Source organism: Luteibacter sp. W1I16 (genome assembly GCF_050434905.1).
Classification (GTDB): domain Bacteria; phylum Pseudomonadota; class Gammaproteobacteria; order Xanthomonadales; family Rhodanobacteraceae; genus Luteibacter.
The window spans coordinates 4,073,646-4,095,655 of record NZ_JBNDJJ010000001.1; the positions used below are offsets into that span (position 1 = coordinate 4,073,646).

The following is a 22,010-nucleotide window of genomic DNA, read 5'->3' on the forward strand; positions in this document are numbered from 1 at the left end:
CACCCGGTAACGAGTTCCCGTCCCGTCCGCTCATGCGTGAGGAATGACCGTGGCACGCAGCGTCCTCGCGCTTGTCGCGTGCATGGCCCTGCTTGCGTCGCCATGGTCGGCGTCGCAGGTGCGCACCAACGCGGGACAGCCACAGGGGTCGGAAGGAACGCATGCGCCCACGCGCTTCGACATCGACGCTCAAGCGCTCGCCACCGCGTTACGCGCTTTCAGCGAGGCCACGGGTATCGCCGTGTTGTTCGACGATGGCCTTGTCGCGGATAAGCGGTCGCAGGGGCTCCACGGCATGGCCGCGCCGCGCGACGCGTTGCGCATCCTGCTCGTGGGCACGGAACTCGGGGCGCACTTTTCCTCGATGAACGCCTTCACCGTCACCGCATCCAGCCAGGCTCCGGAGGACGATGGCCTCGCGCTTCGTCACGACACCGCTCCTGCTCGCGACATGCTCGACGAGCGCTCCGCACGTGCCGTGCAGGTGGCGGTGGAAGGGGCCTTGTGCGCGAACGAGGACACGCGGCCCGGCGGGTTCCGGTTGGCCATGCAATTGTGGATAGGCAATGACGGCGGCGTAACCGACGTCGCGGCGTTGGCCGCCTCCGACGATCCGCGACGTGACGACCGGGTACTCGCCACCCTTCGTTCATTGCGCCTGCCGGCGGATGTTCATCGATCCAGCCCCGTGACGGTCCTGCTGACACCTTCGGCCGACGCCGACGACGCGTGCCGGGCCCACCGCGCAAAGGAGGGTTGACGATGGAGACCTCGCTGCTCGGGCTGTTCCTCGACAACTACGAGGACTTCCGCCGCCGGCTGCGCCGCCGCTTGCGCTCCGACGACCTGGTCGACGACGTGCTCCAGGAAACCTACCTGCGCGTGGAGCGGCTCGATCCCAACGTGGAACGTGCGACGCATCCCACCGGTTACCTGTTCCGCATGGCCCTGCACATGGCGGCCGATCACCATCGTTCATCGAGCCGCCTGCTGACAGGCGAGGAAATCGACGAACTGGTGCATGGCGCGGACGATCAACTCGACCCGCCTACCGTGCTCGCCTCGCGGCAGGATCTCGCCGCCCTCGGCGAGGCGCTGGACATGCTCACCCGCCGCCAGCGCGAGATCCTCATCGCGGCACGGGTCGACGAGCAGCCGCAGGCGGATATCGCGGCCCGTCATGGCATCTCGGTGCGCATGGTCGGCAAGGAATTGAAGAAGGCACTTGAGACCTGTGCCACAAAAGTGGGACGCAAATCCGTTCAGCGGTTCGGTCCGGGTGCCGGAGATCCGTCTTGAGCGATATGGGAACGACCAGCATCCATGAAAGCGAGCGCCAGGCCCGGGCCTGGCTCGTCCACCTGACCTCCGGAACGGCCACGCGTGAAGACGGCGAGGCGTTCAGGCGCTGGTGCCTCGCGAACGAGCAGCATGCGGCCGCCTTCGCCCGCACGCGGCGCATGTGGGAAGACCTGGGGCCCGCCATCGCGCAGCGGGCCGAGCGTATGGATCGAGGCCAGCCACCGACGCCTCGCCATGGCGTGCGCATGAGCCGCCGGATGTTCCTCGCCACCGCGGTCAGCGCGTCGGTCGCCGCCGTGCTGATCGGCCGCTATGGTACGGACCTCATGCCCGGTGTCGCGGATGGTTCACGGCTGCGCACGGCGGTGGGCGAGCAGCGCAGCGTCGAGATCGTGCAGGGCGTCACGGTGGAAATGAACACGGCGACCGACATCGGGCTACGCGGCAGCGGCAAAGCCGTCACGGGCATGCGCCTGCGCAGCGGCGAGGCCGTGGTGCGTGTCGACGCCTCGCGCACGTCGCCTTTCATCGTCGAACTGGCCGACGCGACCCTGACCTCCGCACCGGGCACGTCGTTCGCCGTACGCTGCATCGATCGCGAAGCCGCGGTGACGTGCCTCGACGGGCACGCGGTGCTCACGCTGGGTGCGGCCAGGACCGAAGTGAAGCCGGCCCAGCAGGTGGCCTTCGACGACCGCGGCATCGCTCCCGCCGTGGCGGTGAACCCGGATACCGCGCTGGCCTGGCGCCAGCGCGTGCTGATCTACGACAACCAGCCATTGGCCGATGTCGTCGCGGACATCAACCGCTATCGTCCCGGGCGCATCGTCATCACCGACCATGCGCTCGGCGAGCGGCGCGTGCATGCACGCTTCACGCTCGACCAGATGGCCGACGTGGCCACGCTCATCCAGGACGCCTACGGCGCGCATGCGACGCACCTTCCCGGCGGTTGGGTGTTGCTGAGCTGAGCGCTTTCCCGGGCCGGCATCGCCGGCCCATGAATTTTTCGTGACAGCGGTTCAGTGCCACCGCTGCCCACGCGTCTTGTGGGCAAACGGGAACATCAGGGGAAAGTCCGCGTGGCTACACGAGCAGTACGGGTGAACGCATGATGCGTATCGCGAGCCCTTGGCGCGCCAATGCGTTCGCGCTGGCCATCTCGCTGGGACTGGCGATGGACGCGGGCGCCCAGGACGCGCCGACGTCGTTCGACGTCAACGAATACGTCGTCGATGGCAACACGACGCTGCAGCCACTGGATATCGAGACGGCGGTCTATCCGTTCCTCGGGCCGGGCAAGTCGATGAACGACGTGGGCGCCGCGCGCGAGGCCTTGCAGAAGGCCTATCAGGCGCATGGCTTCCAGTCGGTGGTGGTCGACCTCCCGCCGCAGCAGGTGAAGGGTGGGGTGATCCGCTTCCAGGTGACCGAGAACGCGATCGGCCGCGTACGCGTCGAAGGCGCGACCTACCGTTCGCCCAAGGACATCCGTGACGCGGTGCCCGCCTTGCGCGAGGGCGAGGTACCGAACTTCACCCAGGCCCAGCAGCAGCTCACCGACGTCAACCGCCGCGGCGGCAGCCAGGTGGTCCCCGTGCTCACGCCCGGCAAGCTGCCACAGACGATGGACGTGACCCTCAAGGTCACCGACAGCTCGCCGTGGCACGCGAGCCTGGAAGTGAACAACGACCACAGCGTCAATACGCCCGAACTGCGCACCGTGGCCAGCGTGCGCGACGACAACCTGTTCCAGGACGGCCACGCGGCCTCGCTCACCTATATCGTCGCGCCGCAGGACAGGAACGCGGCCGAGGTCTGGGCCGGCTCCTATCTGATTCCGCTCGGCGGCGACTGGAGCGTGCTGGCCTCGGGCTACAAGTCCAACAGCAACGCCAATGCCGTCGGTGGCACGACGGTGCTGGGCAAGGGTAACGCGTTTGGCTTCAACCTCATCCGCACGTTGCCGACGCACGGCGAGTACTCGCAATCGCTGTCGATGGGCCTAACCCGCAAGCACTTCGACCAGAACATCAGCCTCGCAGGGCAGACCTCGAAGGCGCCGATCACCTACATCCCGCTCAACGTCACGTACCAGGGCCAGTCGATCGGTGAAAAATCGATCAGCACCATCGCGATCGGCGGCACCCTCGGATTCCGCGCCGGCGGCAGCAATGCGGCGGAGTTCGACAACCAGCGCTACAAGGCGCGGGCCAACTTCTTCTACATGAAGTTCGACGGCGGCCACACGCGGAATTTCGCCAACGGTTTCGCGCTCGCCGGCCGTCTCGGCATGCAGCTGTCGAACTCGTCGCTGATATCCAGCGAGCAATACGCTGCCGGTGGGCAGAGCAGTGTGCGCGGCTACCTCGAAGCCGAGCAGACCGCCGACCACGGCGTCACCGGTTCCATCGAATTGCGTACGCCGTCGATCGCCGCGCACATCGGTGCATGGGTGAACGACTGGCGTTTCCACGCCTTCGTCGATGCCGCGCACCTCGTGCTGATGAACGCGCTGCCCAGCCTCGTCGACCCTGCCAACCCGGCAGCCGGAAGTACGCGCGTGAACAGCTACGACCTTTCCAGCGCCGGCCTCGGCACGCGCTTCCAGATATTCAACATCGCCACCGGTGCGTTCGAGATCGCCTACCCGTTCAAGGACGGGCAGGCGACCCGCGCGCACGACACTCGCATCCATTTCTCACTCAAAGCGGATCTCTGACCGGCAGGTCGGACCACAGACATCCAGGGGTATCACCGTGACTCGACTCTTGTTCCTGACCTGCTTGCTTCTCCTCGGCTGGGTGCCGGCCGCTTACGCCGACGCCTCGTGGTGGAACCAGGACTTCGCCTTCCGCAAGGCGATCACCCTCGATACGACCGCCAAGGGCGGCAATGTGACGACCGCCGCGGGCCGCACGCCGCTGCTGGTGCGCCTGCACTCGGGCAACTTCACCTTCGACGGCGTGTCCGAGACCGGCTCCGATGTGCGCTTCGTCGCGGCCGACGACAAGACACCGCTGAACTACCAGATCGAGAGCTTCGACCCGGTGCTGGGCGTGGCCCTGGTCTGGGTGGACGTGCCGCAGCTCGGCGCGGACAGTCAGCAGCAGGTGTGGATGTACTACGGCAACCCCAAGGCACAGGGCGCCGAGAAGGCCGGCGCGGTGTTCGACGCGGACTATGCCGCCGTCTACCACTTCGAGGAAGCCGCGGGTACGCCGCCGCAGGATGCCACCGCCTACGCGAACAACGCCGTGGGCAACGACATCCTCACCGCCGACGGCATCATCGGCAAGTCCGCGCGTTTCGACGGTTCGAAGATCGTCACCTTGCCCGGCAGCGTCTCGATGAATGTCGCCGAGGGCGGCAGCTTCACCTTCAGCGCCTGGATCAAGCCCGACACGCAGGCCGCGGGCCGCACGCTGATCTACGCACGCCGCCAGGGCGAGCAGAAGCTGCTGGTCGGACTCGACAACGGCGTGCCCTTCGTGCAGGTGAACGACGCGACCAGCACCGCCGGTGAACCGCTCAAGGCCGCCACATGGGCGCATGTCGCCGTCACCGCCACGGGCAGCGACGTCGAACTGTACGTGGACGGCAAGCCTTACGCGAAGCTGGAAACGAAGCTCCCCGCGATGACCAGCCAGGCCACCCTCGGCGGCGACATCGCCGGCCAGGCCGAGTCCTTCGTGCCGTTCGCCGGCCTGATGGATGAAGTGCGCCTCTCGCGGATCGCCCGTCCCGCCGTCGCCATCGCGGTCGATGCGCAGACCCAGGGTGCGGAATCCAGGCTGCTGGCGTACGGCGCCGACGAGAAGCAGTCCGGCGTGGGGTTCGGTTACTTCGGCATCATCGTCAAGTCCGTGACCGCGGATGCCTGGGCGGTGATCGGCATCCTGCTCGTCATGGCGGCGATCTCCTGGGTGGTGATGTGGCAGCGTGCGGCGTACGTCAACAAGGTGACCCGCGCGAACGAGGACTTCCTCGACGCATTCCGTCAGCAGGGCCGTAACATCCTCGCGCTGTCGCGCGATCCCACCGCGTCACGGCTGCAGGACGCCTCGCTCTATCGTCTCTACAAGGTCGGCGCCGCCGAAGTGTGGAACCGTCGCGACGAGGATGGTCAGGACCACATCGCATCGGAATCCATCGAGGCGATCCGCGCCACCATGGATTCGGTGCTGGTCCGCGAGAACCAGGCCCTGTCCAAGTCGATGGTGCTGCTCACCATCGCGATCTCCGGCGGCCCCTTCCTCGGCCTGCTCGGTACCGTGGTCGGCGTGATGATCACCTTCGCGGCGATCGCCGCGGCGGGCGACGTCAACGTCAATGCCATTGCGCCGGGCATCGCCGCGGCGCTGCTCGCGACGGTGGCCGGCCTGTTCGTCGCGATCCCGGCACTGTTCGGCTACAACTACCTGCTGATCCGCAACAAGAACGTCACCGCGAACATGCAGGTGTTCGTGGACGAGTTCGTGACGCGTCTCGCCGAGCAGCAGCGCGTCAACCCACCGTCGGCCGTCGCGGCCTGAGGATCGGATCATGCGCGCGCAAGACGACGACAAGCCGTACGACGACATCAACATCACGCCGATGCTCGACCTGGCGTACGTGCTGCTGGTGATCTTCATCATCATGACCACCGCGTCGGTGCAGGGCATCAAGGTGAACCTGCCCAAGGCCAGCGCGGCGGTGAGCATGGCCAAGCCGCAGACCAAGGCCATCACCATTTCCGACACGGGCCAGATCTTCCTCGACGCCTACCCGGTGACGATCGACGAACTGGAACAGCGCCTGCGTTCGCTGAAGGCGATCACGCCGGATTTCCCGGTGGTGGTGAAGGGCGATGCCACGGTCCAATACCAGAAGGTGATGGACATCCTCGACCTGCTGCGTCGCGTGGACCTGCCGCAGGTCGGCCTGGTCACCGGCAAGTCGCCGAAGGGATGAGCGCGTGACCTCGTCCCCATCAAATCGTCGCCAACGCCGCCGCTGGATCGGTCCCGCGGTCGGCGTGGTGGCCATCCTGCTGCTCGGCGCGCTGGTCTGGCATTTCGCTTCCAGCAGCGTCGGCGTGCGGCGCGAGGCGCCACGCATCGCCACGATCACGCCCTTGCCCCCGCCGCCCCCGCCGCCGAAGGAAAAGCCGCCGGAACCGAAGAAGGTCGAAGACGAGATGAAGCCCGTCGACGACAAGCCGCAGGACCAGCCGGAGAAGCCGGTGGATGCGCCCAAGCCGAGCAACGACGTCGCGAAGAACGTGACGATCAATGGTGACGCCCAGGCCGGCGCCGACGCCTTCAACATTGGCGCGGGCGACGGCGGCGGCATGGTCGGTTCCGGTGGTGGCACCGGTACGGGCACCGGCAGCTACGACCAGTACCTGGGTTATGCGATCCAGCAGGCGGTGCAGCGTGACGAGCGGGTCAACCGCCTCGTCTTCGACGTGCGCGCCGACATCTGGCTCGATGCCGTTGGGCACCTCACCCGCGCCGAACTGGTCGGCACCAGCGGCAACTCGAAAACGGACGAGGCGTTGCTCGACGCCTTGCGCGCGATGCCGCGCATCGACGTGGCGCCACCCTCGTCCCTGCATTTCCCCTTGCGCGTGGCCATCCGCGGGAAGCGTCCCGCATGAGCACCGTCAATACCACCCGGAGAGTTCGCATGATCATCGGAAAGGCCCGCCATCGCCCCGCGCGCGCCATCTTGGCCGCCGCCATCGGCCTGGCGATCTTCGCAGGCTCGGCGCATGCGCAAAGCGCGCCCTCGGACAATGCCACGATCAACCTCGTCCGCCTGCTGGTGAAGCGTGGCGTGCTGACGCAGTCGGACGCGGACGGCCTCATCGCACAGGCGAACGCGGACGCCGCCCAGGCACAGAAGCTGGCGGGTACGGCCAATGCCGCACCGGCCACGCCGGGGCAGGTGCGCGTCACCTACGTGCCAGAAGTGGTGCGTAACCAGATCAAGGACGAACTGCGCCAGGAAGTGGTCGCGCAGGCCAGGACGGAGCATTGGGCGGAGCCGGGCAAGCTGCCGGAGTGGCTCGACCGGATCAGCTGGTCAGGCGACATGCGCGTGCGCGATGAGTTCCACTACTACGACAAGGGCAACGCCTATCCGGTCGTGGACTTCGTGCAGTTGAACCGTACCGGTCCATATGATCTCAACGGCGCGAACCCACCGCCGTTGCTCAACACCCTGGAGAACCGCACCAACTCGCTGCGCATCCGCGCACGGCTGGGTGTGAACGTGGACCTGGGTAATAACGTGACCGCGGGTATCCGCATTGGAACGGGCAACGACAACAACCCGGTTTCGACCACGCAGACCCTTGGTGGCGGCCTGGCCAAGAAGGACCTCTGGCTCGACCAGGCCTGGCTGGCATGGAAGCCGACCGATTGGGCGCAGGTGATCGGCGGGCGCATGCCCAACCCCTTCATGAGCACCGACCTGGTCTATTCCAACGACCTGAACTTCGACGGCATCGTCGGCAAGTTCAACGTCCCGGTGACCGACGAGATCGGCGCGTTCGCCAACGTCGGCATGTTCCCGATCGAATACCAGGCCGACGACTTCCCCTCGCAGCAGGGCATCAAGAACGCGAGCCGCGACAAGTGGATGACGGGTGCGCAGCTGGGCGGCACGTGGCGATTCAACGAGGATACGCAGTGGAAGCTGGCGCTGGCCTACTACCGCTTCGACCACATGCGCGGCGAGTTGTCGTCGCCGTGTTCGATCTACCTCGGCGTGAACTTCTGCGACTCCGATGCCACGCGCTCGGCCTTCATGCAGAAGGGCAACTCCCTGTTCCTGATCCGCGACATCGTGCCGGACCCGAACTCGCCCAGCAGCTACGCGCAGCCGCAGTTCGTGGGCCTGGTCTACGACTATCACGTGGCCGACGTGAACACTCAACTGGACATGAAGGTGGCCGATACGCCGCTGCGTCTCGAGGCCGACTACATCCGCAACATGGCCTATCACCGCGCGGACGCTTTCCGCTCCGACGTGGGCCTGAACCGCCTGGTCAACAATTTCGGCGCGGGCGATTTCAGCGAGAACACCTACAAAAGCGGCCCGGTCGGCTGGATGGTGCGGGCCACGCTCGGCGATGTGAATCCGCATGCGGCCGGCGACTGGAACGTGGCCCTGGCTTACAAGTACCTGCAACCGGACGCGACGCTCGACGGCCTGACCGATACGGATTTCCACCTCGGTGGCACCAATGCCAAGGGCTTCATCCTCGGCGGCAGCTACGGCATCTCACCGTACGCCTGGCTGAGCGCGCGCTACTTCAATGCGAAGGAAGTCTTCGGCCCGCCGCTGTCGATCGACGTCTTCCAGCTCGAAATGAATGCCCGGTTCTAAGGAGGCGACATGAAACGCACCCTCATCGCCATCGCGCTGCTCGCCGTGCTTCCGCAGGCGGTCGCACAGACCGCCAGCCTCGAAAGCCGCATGCGCGACCAGTTGCGCGAGACGCGCACGCAATTGCAGGAGCTCCAGGCACAGCAGTCGCAGTGGGCCGCGGAGAAGGCCGCGCTGGAGAAGGAACGCGACGACGCGAAGAAGGAAGCCGAGACGGCGCGCACGGCGAAGGCATCGTCGGCTGTTTCGCCGGAAGCCAGCCGTGCGCTGGCTGCGGAGCGTCAGCGTCGCGAGGCTGCGGAGGCCAGCCTGCAACGTGGCAAGGCAGACATGGACTCGTCCGCGGTCGCGCTGCGCACGGCGGAAGCCGAGCGCGCGCGGCTTGCCAAGGAACTCGATGCGGCGAAGGGTCAGGTGGATGCCTGCACCGCGCGCAACGTACAGATGTACCGCGTGGGCCAGGAAGTGATCGCGGCCTACGAGAACATCGACCTGGGTGACATCGTCGGTTCGCGCCAGCCGTTCGCCGCGAAGTCACGGGCGAAGCTGGAGACCGCGGCGCAGTCGTTCGGTGACCGGCTTTACGAGCAGCGTTTCGATCCCCGTGCCGGCCAGGTGTCGGCGGCGCAATGACACCGCATCGCGAGGCAGTCCATGTATCCCGATCATGAGCTTTCGTCGTTGCCCGAGTACCGCGCACCACGGCCGCGGCCGTCACGTGCCCGTGCCGAAGTGGATGCGCGGACCTGTGGCATGAGCTGCATGCACGCGCTGGCTGAAATGCTGCGGCAGCTGTATGCGGCCCGACAGGGCAGGGCGGCGGACGTGTTGATGGATCGCTGCTCTCGCGAGGCGCTGGAAAAGCTGCTGCGCGAATCCTCGGCCTTCCTGGGATCGCGGGTGCGTTACGCGGTGGAAGACCGCCTGCGTCACCGCAAGCCGCAACTGGACGACACCGCGCTGCCGACGATCCGCGCGATCGCCAGCGTGCTTAACGCGTGGCTGCACGACGGACGCCGCCTGGCGATCCGGTCGGTGCTGCGCGAACTCAGCGACGAAGAGCTGAAAGAGCTCGCCGCGCTGCCTGAACTCAATGATGAAGTGGCGACGATGACCGGTGATTTCTCATGATCGTTCGTACGAAGACTCCCAGCGACACCCGTCACCCGAACCCGATCAAGCCACGCCCGGCCTTGCGCCGGCGGGCGATGTGCCAGTTCATCGCCTTGGCCTTGTTCGGTGGCGCCGCGCATGCGGCGACACCGCCCGTGTTCAGCCCCGGGTGGTTCGCCACCAAGCAGCCGGGTGCCACACAGCCGGCCGCGCCTTCGCAGGGCGGTGGCGCGGCAGGTAACGGGAGCAATGTCTTCACCCCCGGCAACGTGATGTTGCAGCAACGCGTGCAGCAGTCGATCGCGAACCTCGACGCCGCCGCGCAGGCGGTGGCCGCGCAGATGAGCGCGCAGAAGAGCGCCCAGGCCGCCGCCCAGGCGCTGGCCTCGAACATCCCCGACGGCCTGGGCAAGGGTGGCCTGCAGGTCGACAGCCACGCCGGCACGGACCCCTCGCTGTGGCAGAACGCCAACGCGCCGACGCAGTCCGTCGCGAGCGGCCAGACCACGGTGCAGATCAAGCAGAACGCCCCCAAGGCCATCATGACCTGGGAAACGTTCAACGTCGGCCGCCATACGATGGTGCATTTCGACCAGACGGGGGGTACGTGGACGGATGGCAGCAATCAGTGGATCGCGCTGAACCGCGTCAACGACCCGTCGGGGAAGCCGAGCGAGATCCTCGGGCAGATCAAGGCGGAGGGTACGGTTTACCTGCTCAACCGCAACGGCATGATCTTCGGCGGCGGCGCGCAGGTGGATACGCATTCGTTGATCGCCAGTTCGTTGGATTTGTTCAGCACCGATATCAAGAAAAGCAATGCGTTCTTTTTGAAGAGTGGCATTGGCGCTACGCAGGATAACGAGAACATCCTCGGTCTCGATGGAGGAATCGCGGGCTTCCTGGTGAGTGGGGCAGTGGACGGCCACAACGAAGACCACCGTGGTGGGATTGCGGTCGAGGCGGGCGCGTCTGTCAGTGCGACGAAAGACGGCTTCGTTATCCTCGCCGCCACGGGCATCCAGCAGGAGGGCCGGATAACGGCGGACGATGGGCAGGTGATCCTCGCCGCGGCGCCGGCGCTTGTCGCGACGTCGAACTCGACGGGGGCGCTTACCGTGGGAGCTAGTGGCGCGTCTTTCGCGCCGCTGTTCGATCCCCATATGGAAGTGATCAATACAGGTCTTGTCCAGGCTCGGCGTGGGAGCATCCAGTGGATCGGCGATGCGATGGAGCAGACGGGTGTGGTGGTGAGTTCCACCAGTCTCAGCCATCCGGGAAGTATTTCCTTCAACCGTGTGACCGGAGCCGCGAAACCCATCGTCTTTGGTGGTCGTTCGGTCACCACGGTCCTTCCTGAGAAAGACGGAGAAACCACGACGTCATCGCCATCGGCGGACGCGGCCTTCGTGACCAGCCGGGTGGATGTCGGGCTCGATGCCGTCATGCAGAGTGGCGCCTTGATGGAAGTGCCGGCAGGGCACGTGACGTTCTCGCGCGACGCCTATATCGACGACGGTGCGACCATCGACGTCTCGGGACTTGCCAACGTCACCCTGCCGATGTCCGCGCTGCTGGTGACCATTCCACGTATCGGCCTGAACGAACTCGCCAACTCGCCGCTGCTTCGGAACAGCTTCCTCTACACGGCGAAGAACGTGGCGGTCGACACGTCGCGCAGCGGCACGCGTCCGGACGGACTGGATTGGGTGGGAAGTCCGGTGCTGAACGTGGCCGGTTACGTCAGCAACGTACCGCGTGACATCCAGCAGCTGATGATCAATGCGGGCACCATCGGCTTCCAGAACAATGCCGTCATTCGCACGGGGGCACAGCTTCGGCTGGAAGGCGGCTTCATCAACTACCTGCCGGGGTATGTCCAGACGCCACGGCTGCAAGCTGCCAATGGGCTCATCTACGACATCGCCGCCGCCGATCCCGACGTGCAGTACGCGGGGTTCGCCGGTGTCTACGACAGCGAGCACGCCCGTTGGGGCGTGACCGAGTCCTTCGTGTCCAGCCCGTTGTTGGCGAACATGAGGCGCTGGGACCCCGGCTTCATCAAGGGAGGGGACGCGGGCACGCTTTCCTTTGGGCTGAGCGCGGATAACAACCAGGCTTACCAGTTCATCATCGATGGCGATATCAGCGCGCACGCCTACGCCGGCCGTGAGCAGGTCGCCAATGGCATCCAACCGCTGGCGGGTACGCTCGACATCCGCTCGCGCGACCTCGCGTCAATGAGCGAGAGCGTGAACATCGTCCAACCGGTATCGGTCAATTACCTGATCGAAGACCGGCGGCAGCCGATCCAGACCCTCGTTCCCGACTTCGACGAGAACAGTACGCTTCCTGCACGAAACGGTGACCCCACCGATCCGGACAACCCGTCTTATTGGCTCCGGCTTTCGACCGCGATGATCGACAATGCCGGCTTCCGCCGTCTGAAGCTGAGTACGCCGGGCGCGGTGCTGTTGAAGGAGGGTTCCACCTTGCATCTCGCCGATGGTGGTGAGATCGATATCGCCGGTACGAGCGTCGATATACAAGGAACCATCGTCACCCACGGTGGCAGCATCACCCTGGGGTCGCGCGGGCAGGCGGGAATCAAGGCGGATAACCTTCCCACCTTCATCACCGTGGGAAGTGGCGGGCGGCTGGACACGAGCGGACTCTGGGTGAACGATACGGGTCGCCCTGCCGATGGAATCGAGGGCCGGGCGTTCATCGACGGCGGCTCGGTGACGTTGTCTGGCTGGAAGGGCGGAGAGCCATCCACGGATGTCACTCCGGACATCACGATGGAACGCGGCAGCGTCATCGACGTCTCGGGCGGTGGGTATGTCGGTGTCGACGGTCGCCTTGCCATGGACGGTGACCTGCCTGCCGGACGGGGCGGTGACGTCACGGTGGCGACGCATACCGATGACGGCATGAACAAGTACGGCATCACGGGGGCGCCCGCCGATCTGTTGGGCGGCACTATCTCGCTCGACGGAACCCTCGTTGGCGGCGGATTCTCCGGCGGCGGGACGCTCACTTTGCACGCGCCTCGAATCCAGGTGGGTGGAGCACCGCAGGACGATGACGGCGCCTGGACGCTGTATCTCGACCCGGCGTTCTTCCGTGGACAGGGTTTCTCGGGCTACAACCTCGTTGCCGACACGGATGTCGTCGTCGCGCCAGGTACTTCTTTGGACGTGCGACCCACCTTCATGGTGGCCGACCGACCCGCGCTTCTCGCCCTTGGTAGCCGGACATCCCTGCTGCGATCAGGAGGCGACGGGGCGGTCGGCATCGGTGACGTCGGTGCTTACGACAACTATCTGCACCGGCAGGACGGCGATGGCATTTCGCTTCAGGCCGGCCTCTACCAGCTGTGGCAGGCCCCGGCCGCCGGTAGCGACAGGAAGTACGCGGCCTACACCGGCTCCGTCATCATCGGAGAGGGCGCACGAGTCGACGTCGGTGCCGGCGATACCATCGCACTAAGCGGCGTCGGCAAGGTGGTCGTCGACGGTACGCTGGCTGCCAGGGGTGGCGACATTCAGCTGCACAACCTGGGCAACGGTGCGCACGTGCTGTCGGAAGGGCGCGGCGTGTGGCTAGGCGCCGATAGCGTCATCGACGCGAGCGGCCTATCGTTGCTGGACCCGACCGCGCCAGCCTTGCCCGGACAGGGGGCCACACCGGCGGCGCAGCGAACCGGCATCGTGCTTGGCGGCGGCGACATCGAAATGCAGTCCGATGCCTACGTTGTCGCGGAGCGCGGTGCGGTCGTTGATTTTTCGGGCACCAGCGACCACTTCGACCTGCCCTCCGATGGACGGCGCAATGGCGTGGTGTCGACGGTGTACCAGACGACGCCGATGTGGAGCGACGGTGGATCGTTCAACCTTGAAGCGGCGCGAGGTCTCTTCTTCGACGCTTCGATCGACGGACACGGCGGTGCGGACGCGGCCCGAGGTGGCCGATTCAGCGTCGCGGCGCGCTACCCTGCGGAGTTCGCGCCGGGGCAGAACGTGCCTCTGTTCATCCAGCAAAGCGGCTGGTTCGCTCCCGTCGACGCCGATCCATTGGCCGTGAAGGATCCAGGCGCGCCGGATGGCGGCAACCTGCGCTTCGCCATCGACAGGCTCGAAGGTGCTGGGCTCGACGATGTGCTGATCGGCCGTTCGTTCGTCGACCACGACGCGACGGTGAAGCCGGCGAGCGTGGTTTTCGCGGGCGATGTCACCCTTCAGACAGCTCGTAGCATCCAGGTGCAGGCAAGCGCGTTGACGAGCGCCGGGGCGGATGTCCGGGCTGTACCTTCCGCCGCCACGGCCATCGGCGACGGCGGCGACGTGATCCTCTCGGCGCCGTACGTGTCGCTTCTCGGTGCGGAGACCGTCGACAGGCCGAGCGCGGCCACCGGCGATGGACAGCTGACCGTCAATGCGGACTTCATCGATATCGGCGGGCGTATCTCACTCTCCGGAATAGCGAACGCGTCGTTCAACTCCAGTGGCGACGTTCGCTTCATCAATCCACTCTCGGGTACCGAACCCGGCTGGCTCTACAGCACGGGAGACATCGACTTCACCGGTACGCGTGTCTATCCCGCCACCGATTACCATTTCCTCGTCGATGCGACCAACTCGTCCGCGAAGACGACCATTACATTCCATCAGGCATCCCGGCGCGACGGCACGACGCCGCTTTCCGCAGGCGGCGTGCTTGCGGTGGGAGCCGACACCATCGAACAGCAGGGAACGCTGTGGGTCCCGTCCGGATCGCTGGCGTTGGGCACGGACGATCCCGCGGCGACGCTCGCCGCGCTCGGGCTCGACGCGTCGGTCCCGCTCGGCGTGACCGGGCAGGTCCGCCTCGCCCCGGGCAGCGTGACTTCCGTATCGCTCGACGGCGCCGTCGTACCCTATGGCAGCACGGTCGATGGCAAGGACTGGCATTACGACGTTCCGAACGCGCTCGCGGCCCGATTGCTCACCGCGCCGCCGGAGAAGTCCATCTCCATCGCTGGCGACAATGTGGCGGTCGACGGCGGAGCGCGTGTGGACCTGTCGGGCGGCGGTCATGTGCAGGCCAGTGAATGGGTGCCGGGTACCGGTGGCTCGCGGGACGTGCTTTCGCAGTACCAGACGGATTTCAGCCAGTCCACGCAGGGCACCCAGGTTCCGCTGTATAGCGACGGCCGTGCCGTCTATGCCATCGTTCCCGGTTATCACGCGCCCTTGTCGGCGCGCGACCTCGCACTCGAAAATGGAACGGGCGCGGGTCCTGCCGTGGGGCAGGGCGTCTATCTTTCCGGCGTGCCCGGCCTGCCGGACGGCGTCTACACCTTGCTTCCTGCCCGCTATGCGACCTTGCCCGGCGCGTTCCGCGTCGTGCAGAACACGGGCGTCACCGATCCCGTCATCGGGCGCGCGGCGACGGCACCCGACGGCACCGTGGTCGCGTCGGGCTATTTCAACGATACGCTTACCGGGGCGCGTGACGCACGTTCGAGCAGTTTCGAGGTGCAGTCCGCGAAGGTCTGGGGCCAGTACTCGGAATACTCACTGACGTCGGCCGACACCTTCTTCGCCGACGCCGCCGCACGTGCGGGCGATGTCGCGCCACAGCTCGGCGCGGATGCGGGTCGTCTGACACTGGCGGCGACATCGTCGCTGACCCTCGGTGCCACGTTGGATGCGGCACCCGCGACGGGCGGCCGTGGTTCGCAGGTGGACATCGCGGGGGATGCCATCCAGGTTGTCGGTGGCGCAGGTGTTGCCCGCGACGGCTATCTGCACGTCGATGCCGACGACTTGTCCCAGCTGGGGGCGGGTAGCCTGCTGATCGGCGGCAAGCGCAGCCGCGAGTCCGATGGCGACCGGGTGGCTGTCATTGCGAGCGACGTGCTTCTTTCCAACGACTCTGCGCATGCATTGCAGGGTTCGGAGGTCATTCTCGCCGCGACGGGCGATGTGACGCTCGATGCGGGAAGTTCGCTTCGGGCCAATACATCGACTGGCGCGCCGTCTCCGGCACTCCTGATCGGCAACCTGGCGGCGGGCGGTTCCACGGCGACGAGCGGCGATGGTGCCCTGGTGCGCGTGTCCGGAACGGATGCCGCCCCGATCGTCCGGCGCAATGTCACCGGGCTCGACGGCACGGCGGGTGCGCCGGATGGCAATCTGACGATAGGCGATGGCGCGTCCCTGATATCGGGACAATCGATCAGCATGGACTCGACCGGTCTCACATCGATCGCGGATGAGGCGTCCCTGGGTGCGCCGTCTATCGACGTGACGGCGGGGCGTATCGCGCTTTCGGGTCGTGATCCGTCCACACAGGACCAGGCAGGCCGTCTCCTCATCGGCCCGCATATCCTCGCGCAGCTCGCCGGTACCGAGATGACGGTGCTGCGCGGCCGGTCGGGCATCGACCTCGTCGGCGATGTCGCTCTCAGTGTTTCGCATGCTTTGGCCCTGAGTACGCCGGAAATCGTCAGTGACGGTGGACAGGCCGTCCTCGGTGCCGACAGCATTGTGCTGGAAAACGATACGGGCGTGGTTCCAGGAACCGTCGGGGCGGGCGGTGGCCATCTGCGCATCGACGCAGGCGATCTTCATACGGGTAACGGCGACCTCGCACTTGGTGGATTGGCCGATATCGACGTTCATGCCAGCCGTGGCATGTTCGCCTCGGGCACGGGCACCCTGAACCTGGGTGCGGCTGATTTCGCTGCCGTCACTCCATTGGTGTCGGTGGACAACGGCGTCGACGCGCACTGGATCGGCCAGGGGGCATTCCAGCTGACGGGATCCTCACAAGGTGACGTCGGCGGTGCCGATGCGGCCGCAGGCAGGCTGGACATCGAAGCGGCGGCAATTGACGTGGGCACGCGTGTGGCGGCACGCGGCGGGAAGCTCAGCCTCCACGCCACGGTTGGAGATATCCACATGGACGATGGAGCGGTCGTCGACCTCTCCGGCTTGTCGTTACCCTTCAACGATACGACGGTGAACGTGCCGGGAGGATCGCTCGCGATCCGTTCGGACCAGGGCGATATCCAGGTGGATACGGGTGCGGACATCGACCTGCGTGGCGGCATCAAGGGTGGCAACGGAGGCAGGCTCGACCTTCGCGCGGAATCAGGGATGGTCGATCTCTCGGGCAGCCTGCAGGGGGGCGCCGCGTCCGGTTACCTGGGTGCCACGTTGTCCATCGATTCCGCCGGTGCATTCGATCTGGGCTCGTTGGCCGGGGCGATGGCCGCGGGCGGCGTGGATGGCGGCGTATCGGTGCACACGCGTGAGGGCGATCTCGTGCTCGCTGCGGGACAGACACTTCGTGCCCACCTCGTCGACCTTACGGCCGACGGGGGCAGCATCGGTATCGGTGGAACCATCGATGCATCGGGTACGTTTGGCGGATCCATCGATCTCTTCGGCGCACGTGGCGTGGATATCGACGGTGTCCTCGACACGCATGCCTCGGCGCAAGGGCGCCATGGTGGCGATATTCAGATCGGTACATCCGGTACCGGCAACGGAACGCTGAATGGCCAATATGGTTATCAAAACGTCGACGTGGCCAATGCCGGCCATATCCGAATCGGTGCCGGTGCGCGTATCGAGCAAGGTGGCGATACGGCGAACGGCCGTCTCTATCTGCGAGCACCTCTCCTGTCCAACGGCGACACGCCAGTAGATATCGCAGCAGGTGCAAGTTTCGCCCACACCCGCGATACGATGCTGGAGGTCTATGCCACCTGGGATGAGCACGATGCGGTAGTCGATCCCACGAAGCACTTCGATGGCCTGGTCGACCCATCGGGCTGGTTCCGCCTCGATCCGGCTACCGGAAAGGCGGTACTGGTGGACGGCGTCTTCACGGATAGTAATGGCGGCGCGGTAGCGGGTCCCGATCCGTCCGACTTCACACAGGTCATGGATTTCCTCTCGCGTTATACCTTCACGCCCGCCGCCATCGATACGGATCACGCCACCTTCTACGGCTACGCCGGCGGTGACGAAGCGCAGGGCGCGGGTACCCTCATGGGGTTCGTCCAGTCTCCTGGCTTTACCTTCGAACCGCGTCTCTCCGCTGCGCCCGGATTGCATGTCAGGCCAGGCATCGAATTGCGCGCTGGTGACGACAACGGAAGTGCAGGAACCATCGACGTGCTCACGCCGTGGAATCTGGGCGCGGGCAAGCGCGATAGCAACGGCAACCTCGATCTCCTCTATCGTTATCAAGGGCAGGCGCCGGTCCTGAGCCTGCGTGCGGCGGGGGACGTGAACCTTTACGCCAGCGTTACCGATGGGTTCTTCCAGGACGGCAATGCGGGTGGCGGTGTCGGCGCCACACCGGACAAGGCGGACTGGGCGGCGGCAAGTGCGGCGTGGAGCCTGGTGCTCGGCCTGGGCAATGGCATTGAATCGACACCCAACATATTCGATGGAACCCCTCTGGCCACCCCGCCCGTAGAACTTACCTCAGGCGATCCCGTTGCTATCGACGAGTACTACGGGCAGTACGTGAACTATGCGAAATACCTGGCCTCCGATATACCGGGTTTCGATCCCTATCATCCCGCAGACGTTATTTTTACAGGTCTTGGTGCCGGCATTCTCGTGCCAGTAGCAAATCCGCCTGCGCCACCGGCGCCTCCGAGCAACATGAACAGCTACGTGGGCTATCTCGCAGCGTATGAGGCGTATCTGCCGCAAGCGATCGCCGCTTCGGACTATCTCGGTTCACTTGGCGTACCCGAGAATTTCCAGGGACTGGTTGCGCCGCCGACGACGCTGGATCCGATCAATACGAGCGCACCGGTAGACAACAGCCCTTCGCCTCATGCCGTAGGCACCAACCCACTGCCCTTGCTCAGTGCGAGTCTTACCGGTGGATCGAGCAGCTCGTATCGCTTCGTCGCGGGCGCCGACTTCGGTTCGTCGGATCCGCTGGCAACGATGGCGGGTGCCGTCGCGAACCTGCATCTCGGCGGCCACACCGAGTACCACGATCCGATCACCGGCCGGGTACTCGCCGCACCCACGCTGGTACGCACAGGTACAGGCGATATCGATATCGTCGCGGCGGGCGATGTGCGGTGGGACGATGCGAAGGCCCCAGCCGCCGTTTACACGGCGGGCGAGGCTGCCGACGGCACTCAGACTGATACCGGGGCGTCCCTTCTCCGGCCTTCACTCCATGGCAACCTCATCGATTCCGCGACACCCGAGCTCGTGCTTTCCGGCGCGGTCAACCCAGTCAACGCGGGTCGTATCGGTCTGCACGCGGGCGGTGACATCGTCGGTTTACAAGATACGGTCGACGTCGACGGATCGCTAACAGGAACCGTGGGTGCGTCCACCGCGCAGTATTGGTGGCCGTGGATGCAGACGACGAACTCCGAGACACGATCTTCGATTAATTTCGGTGCTTTCGGCCAGGGAGTCATGAGTGCGGGCGGTGACGTCGACGTATCCGCGGGTGGAGATATCCGCCAACTCTCGGTGTCCTTGCCCACCACCTGGACGATCGCAACAGCCGGTGACGGCAGCCGCTCGTTGCAGACCTACGGTGGCGGCGACCTTGCCGTGCGCGCGGGCGGCGACATCCTCAGCGGCAGTTATTTCGTCGCCAGGGGGCAGGGCAGTATCCAGGCGGACGGCCGCATTGGTGCGGACTTTTCAGTGAACTACACAGCTCCGGATGGCAGCCGCAGCACGATGCCCGTATCGACGCTCATCGCCTTGCAGGACAGTCAATTGGACGTGCAAGCAGGCGGCTCGGTCAGCCTGGGTGGGATATTCAATCCCTCCTGGCTCGACTCATCTGCGGTGAACGAACTGGCGCCGGCGCACCATGCGGACGGCCAGTCGTATTCGGGTTCGTCCAGGATCGACGTCAGTGCCTATGGCGGCGACCTCACCTATGGCGATCTCACGGCACCCTTGCAGTTGATGGCGGCCGGCATAAGTAGCCTCAACAGCTCGACAACAGATACGGCTGGCGACATCCTGCCCGCGACGGTAAATCTGATTGCAGCGAATGGTAGCCTCGACCTCAAGGCATCCGGTGAGCTTTTCCCTTCCACGGATGGCAATCTCGGTCTCCTCGCAAAAGATTCGATACGTGTGGACCTTCCCGCTACGGGACTCGGATGGCGTTACTCCTGGGGCCTCATCGACGCCCCTCTGTCGTCCATGGCATCGCCGCTGAACCTGGCGCCGCTGGTGGACGCAAGCACATCGACGGCAGCGCAGGCGCGGGCGAATGGATATCTTGGCGTCGAGTTGTTGGGATCGCCGGAAACCCAGAGCTACATCCATGCCGCGCAACCCTGGCACGCCGACGACACGCAGCCGGTTCGGATGTATGCATTGGAGGGCGACATCGTCAATGGCGTCGGCGGCGGTCTTGGCGGCGTCCTCTTCTCAACCTCGAAGACATCGCGTATCCAGGCGGGACGTGACATCGTCGATCTGGCCTATCTCGGCCAACAACTCAGGGAATCCGATATTTCGACGATCGAGGCCGGCCGCGATATTTACGATAGCCCGCTCACGGCCGCACCCGGCACCAACTATTCATCTGCGGCCGGTCGTGCCTGCGCTTGTCCAGGCGGGACCGGGTTACTTGTACGTGGAAGCTGGACGCGATCTTGGCCGGCTCGCATCGCAAACCGAGTATTACGGTTTGCCGACCTTTGTGCAGAATCAGTACAAGAAGATCCCGGTGCCGTCATCGAACGCCATAACGACTGGCATCGACACCGCCGGAAGCGTTTTCAACGGCAACCTCCCAGGCGCGGGATCATCGATCGTTGCTTCATATGGCGTGGCCAACGGCATGGATCAAGCGGGTTTCATCGCCCGCTACATCGATCCGTCGGCCTTGAAACCCCTGGGTCTGGACGACGGCTCCAAGTCCCTGGTTTCCTTCGTGGAAAACTACGACGCAGGTCTTCGGACCTCCGGTGGCTACACCGTCGACCAGGCATGGCAGCGATTCCAGCAATTGCCGGACGAGGCGAAGGCCATCTTCGTCCAGCAGACACTCTTCCGTATCCTTACGCAGGTCGGCAAGGACTATGGCGACGAGGGCAGCTCGTTCGCCGGCATGTATTCGCGTGGCTACGATGCGCTCAACACGCTTTTCCCGGCCTCGTTGGGCTATACGGCCAATGGCACGGAAGGTGGAACGAACGGTGCGTCGAACACGATATCCACCGGTGACCTGGACATCCGCGGAAGCACGATCCAGACACAACGCGGTGGAGACATCTCGATCGTGGCCCCGGGTGGGCAGGCTCTGCTCGGAAGCGCATCGGCGCCGCCGGTCGTGGTGGATCCGAATGGCAAGGTACTGGCCGGCCCGAATACGCAGGGCATCCTGACCCTGCAGCAAGGCGACATCTCGATCTTCACCGATCGCAGCACGCTTCTCGCGCAGAGCCGCATCTTCACCGAGCAGGGTGGCGACGTGGTGATGTGGAGTTCGAACGGCGACATCAACGCGGGCAAGGGCGCCAAGACCAATAGCGAGATTCCTCCAGTCCGTTACCTCTGCACGGTGGATGCATGGTGCCTGCAGGATCCTTCCGGTCAGGTGGCCGGTGCCGGTATCGCGACGTTGCAGACCGTCCCGGACGCGCCCGAAGGTTCGGTCTATCTCATGGCGCCGCGCGGCACGGTGGATGCCGGTGACGCCGGTATCCGCGTATCGGGCAATCTCGTGATCGCCGCGGCACACGTGGCCAACGCCGATAACGTGCAGGTGAAAGGCGATTCGGTCGGCCTTCCCGTCGTGCAGAGTGTCAACGTCGGCGCGCTGAACGCGGCCAGTGCGGCGGCCAGTGCGGCGACGAAGGCCGCCGAGGACGTGGCGCGCCAGCAACAGGCCGACTCGCGCGACCGCCTCCCCTCGATCATTTCCGTGCAGGTGATCGGTGCGAATAGCGGTGCCAGCATGTCGCCTGTCGGCGGTAATGGCTACGATCCCGACAGTCCCGTACAGGTCGTGCGTAAAGGTGCTGGAGATGGCCTCACCGACAGCGAACGCAGCCGCTTGCGATAACGAACGTGCGCGTGGGGAGACCGTTGTCACCCACGCGACTTCATCGCTGTCATTGTCATCTCACTTGTCATTATCCAAACGTTGAAGCAGGTGTTAACGCTGTCATCGTGTTGGCATGTATCGCGACATCGCCACGTCATTAC

Annotated in this window: 12 protein-coding genes; all 12 read left to right on the plus strand. The window is 65.3% G+C overall.

The window, feature by feature from the left end; genetic code table 11:
- Positions 1-49 precede the first annotated feature (49 nt).
- The 12 genes from QFZ41_RS17970 to QFZ41_RS18025 all read left to right on the plus strand — a co-directional run bounded on the left by QFZ41_RS17970 (position 50) and on the right by QFZ41_RS18025 (position 21,867).
- Entirely contained in the window at positions 50-760 is a 711-nt protein-coding gene (locus tag QFZ41_RS17970) for an STN domain-containing protein (RefSeq protein ID WP_429199978.1), read from the plus strand.
- 2 nt (positions 761-762) lie between these two features.
- Positions 763-1,299, plus strand: coding sequence for an RNA polymerase sigma factor (locus tag QFZ41_RS17975; RefSeq protein WP_429199979.1), 537 nt, complete (start codon positions 763-765; stop codon positions 1,297-1,299).
- Positions 1,300-1,304: 5 nt separating this feature from the next.
- Complete coding sequence (locus QFZ41_RS17980) at positions 1,305-2,273, plus strand: FecR family protein (protein ID WP_429200291.1); 969 nt, start codon at positions 1,305-1,307, stop codon at positions 2,271-2,273.
- A gap of 140 nt (positions 2,274-2,413) precedes the next feature.
- Entirely contained in the window at positions 2,414-4,024 is a 1,611-nt protein-coding gene (locus tag QFZ41_RS17985) for a ShlB/FhaC/HecB family hemolysin secretion/activation protein (protein ID WP_429199980.1), read from the plus strand.
- Between the two features lie 37 nt (positions 4,025-4,061).
- Positions 4,062-5,837: a DUF2341 domain-containing protein gene (locus QFZ41_RS17990; RefSeq protein WP_429199981.1), complete on the plus strand. Its 1,776-nt coding sequence runs from the start codon at positions 4,062-4,064 to the stop codon at positions 5,835-5,837.
- Positions 5,838-5,847: 10 nt separating this feature from the next.
- On the plus strand, positions 5,848-6,255 hold the full coding sequence (locus QFZ41_RS17995) for an ExbD/TolR family protein (protein ID WP_371022915.1): 408 nt from the start codon (positions 5,848-5,850) through the stop codon (positions 6,253-6,255).
- 4 nt (positions 6,256-6,259) lie between these two features.
- Positions 6,260-6,943: a ferric siderophore transporter TonB gene (locus QFZ41_RS18000; RefSeq protein ID WP_429199982.1), complete on the plus strand. Its 684-nt coding sequence runs from the start codon at positions 6,260-6,262 to the stop codon at positions 6,941-6,943.
- 29 nt (positions 6,944-6,972) lie between these two features.
- Entirely contained in the window at positions 6,973-8,679 is a 1,707-nt protein-coding gene (locus QFZ41_RS18005) for a putative porin (protein WP_429199983.1), read from the plus strand.
- Between the two features lie 9 nt (positions 8,680-8,688).
- A complete protein-coding gene (locus QFZ41_RS18010) occupies positions 8,689-9,312 on the plus strand; it encodes a hypothetical protein (RefSeq protein WP_429199984.1) in 624 nt (207 codons plus the stop codon).
- Positions 9,313-9,441: 129 nt separating this feature from the next.
- Entirely contained in the window at positions 9,442-9,810 is a 369-nt protein-coding gene (locus QFZ41_RS18015; protein ID WP_429199985.1) for a hypothetical protein, read from the plus strand.
- Positions 9,807-21,026, plus strand: a complete 11,220-nt coding sequence (locus QFZ41_RS18020) for a filamentous hemagglutinin N-terminal domain-containing protein (protein ID WP_429199986.1) — start codon at positions 9,807-9,809, stop codon at positions 21,024-21,026. The genes QFZ41_RS18015 and QFZ41_RS18020 overlap by 4 nt, the downstream gene beginning before the upstream one ends.
- Positions 20,911-21,867: a filamentous hemagglutinin family protein gene (locus QFZ41_RS18025; protein WP_429199987.1), complete on the plus strand. Its 957-nt coding sequence runs from the start codon at positions 20,911-20,913 to the stop codon at positions 21,865-21,867. Before QFZ41_RS18020 ends, QFZ41_RS18025 begins: the two co-directional genes overlap by 116 nt.
- Positions 21,868-22,010: the final 143 nt, after the last annotated feature.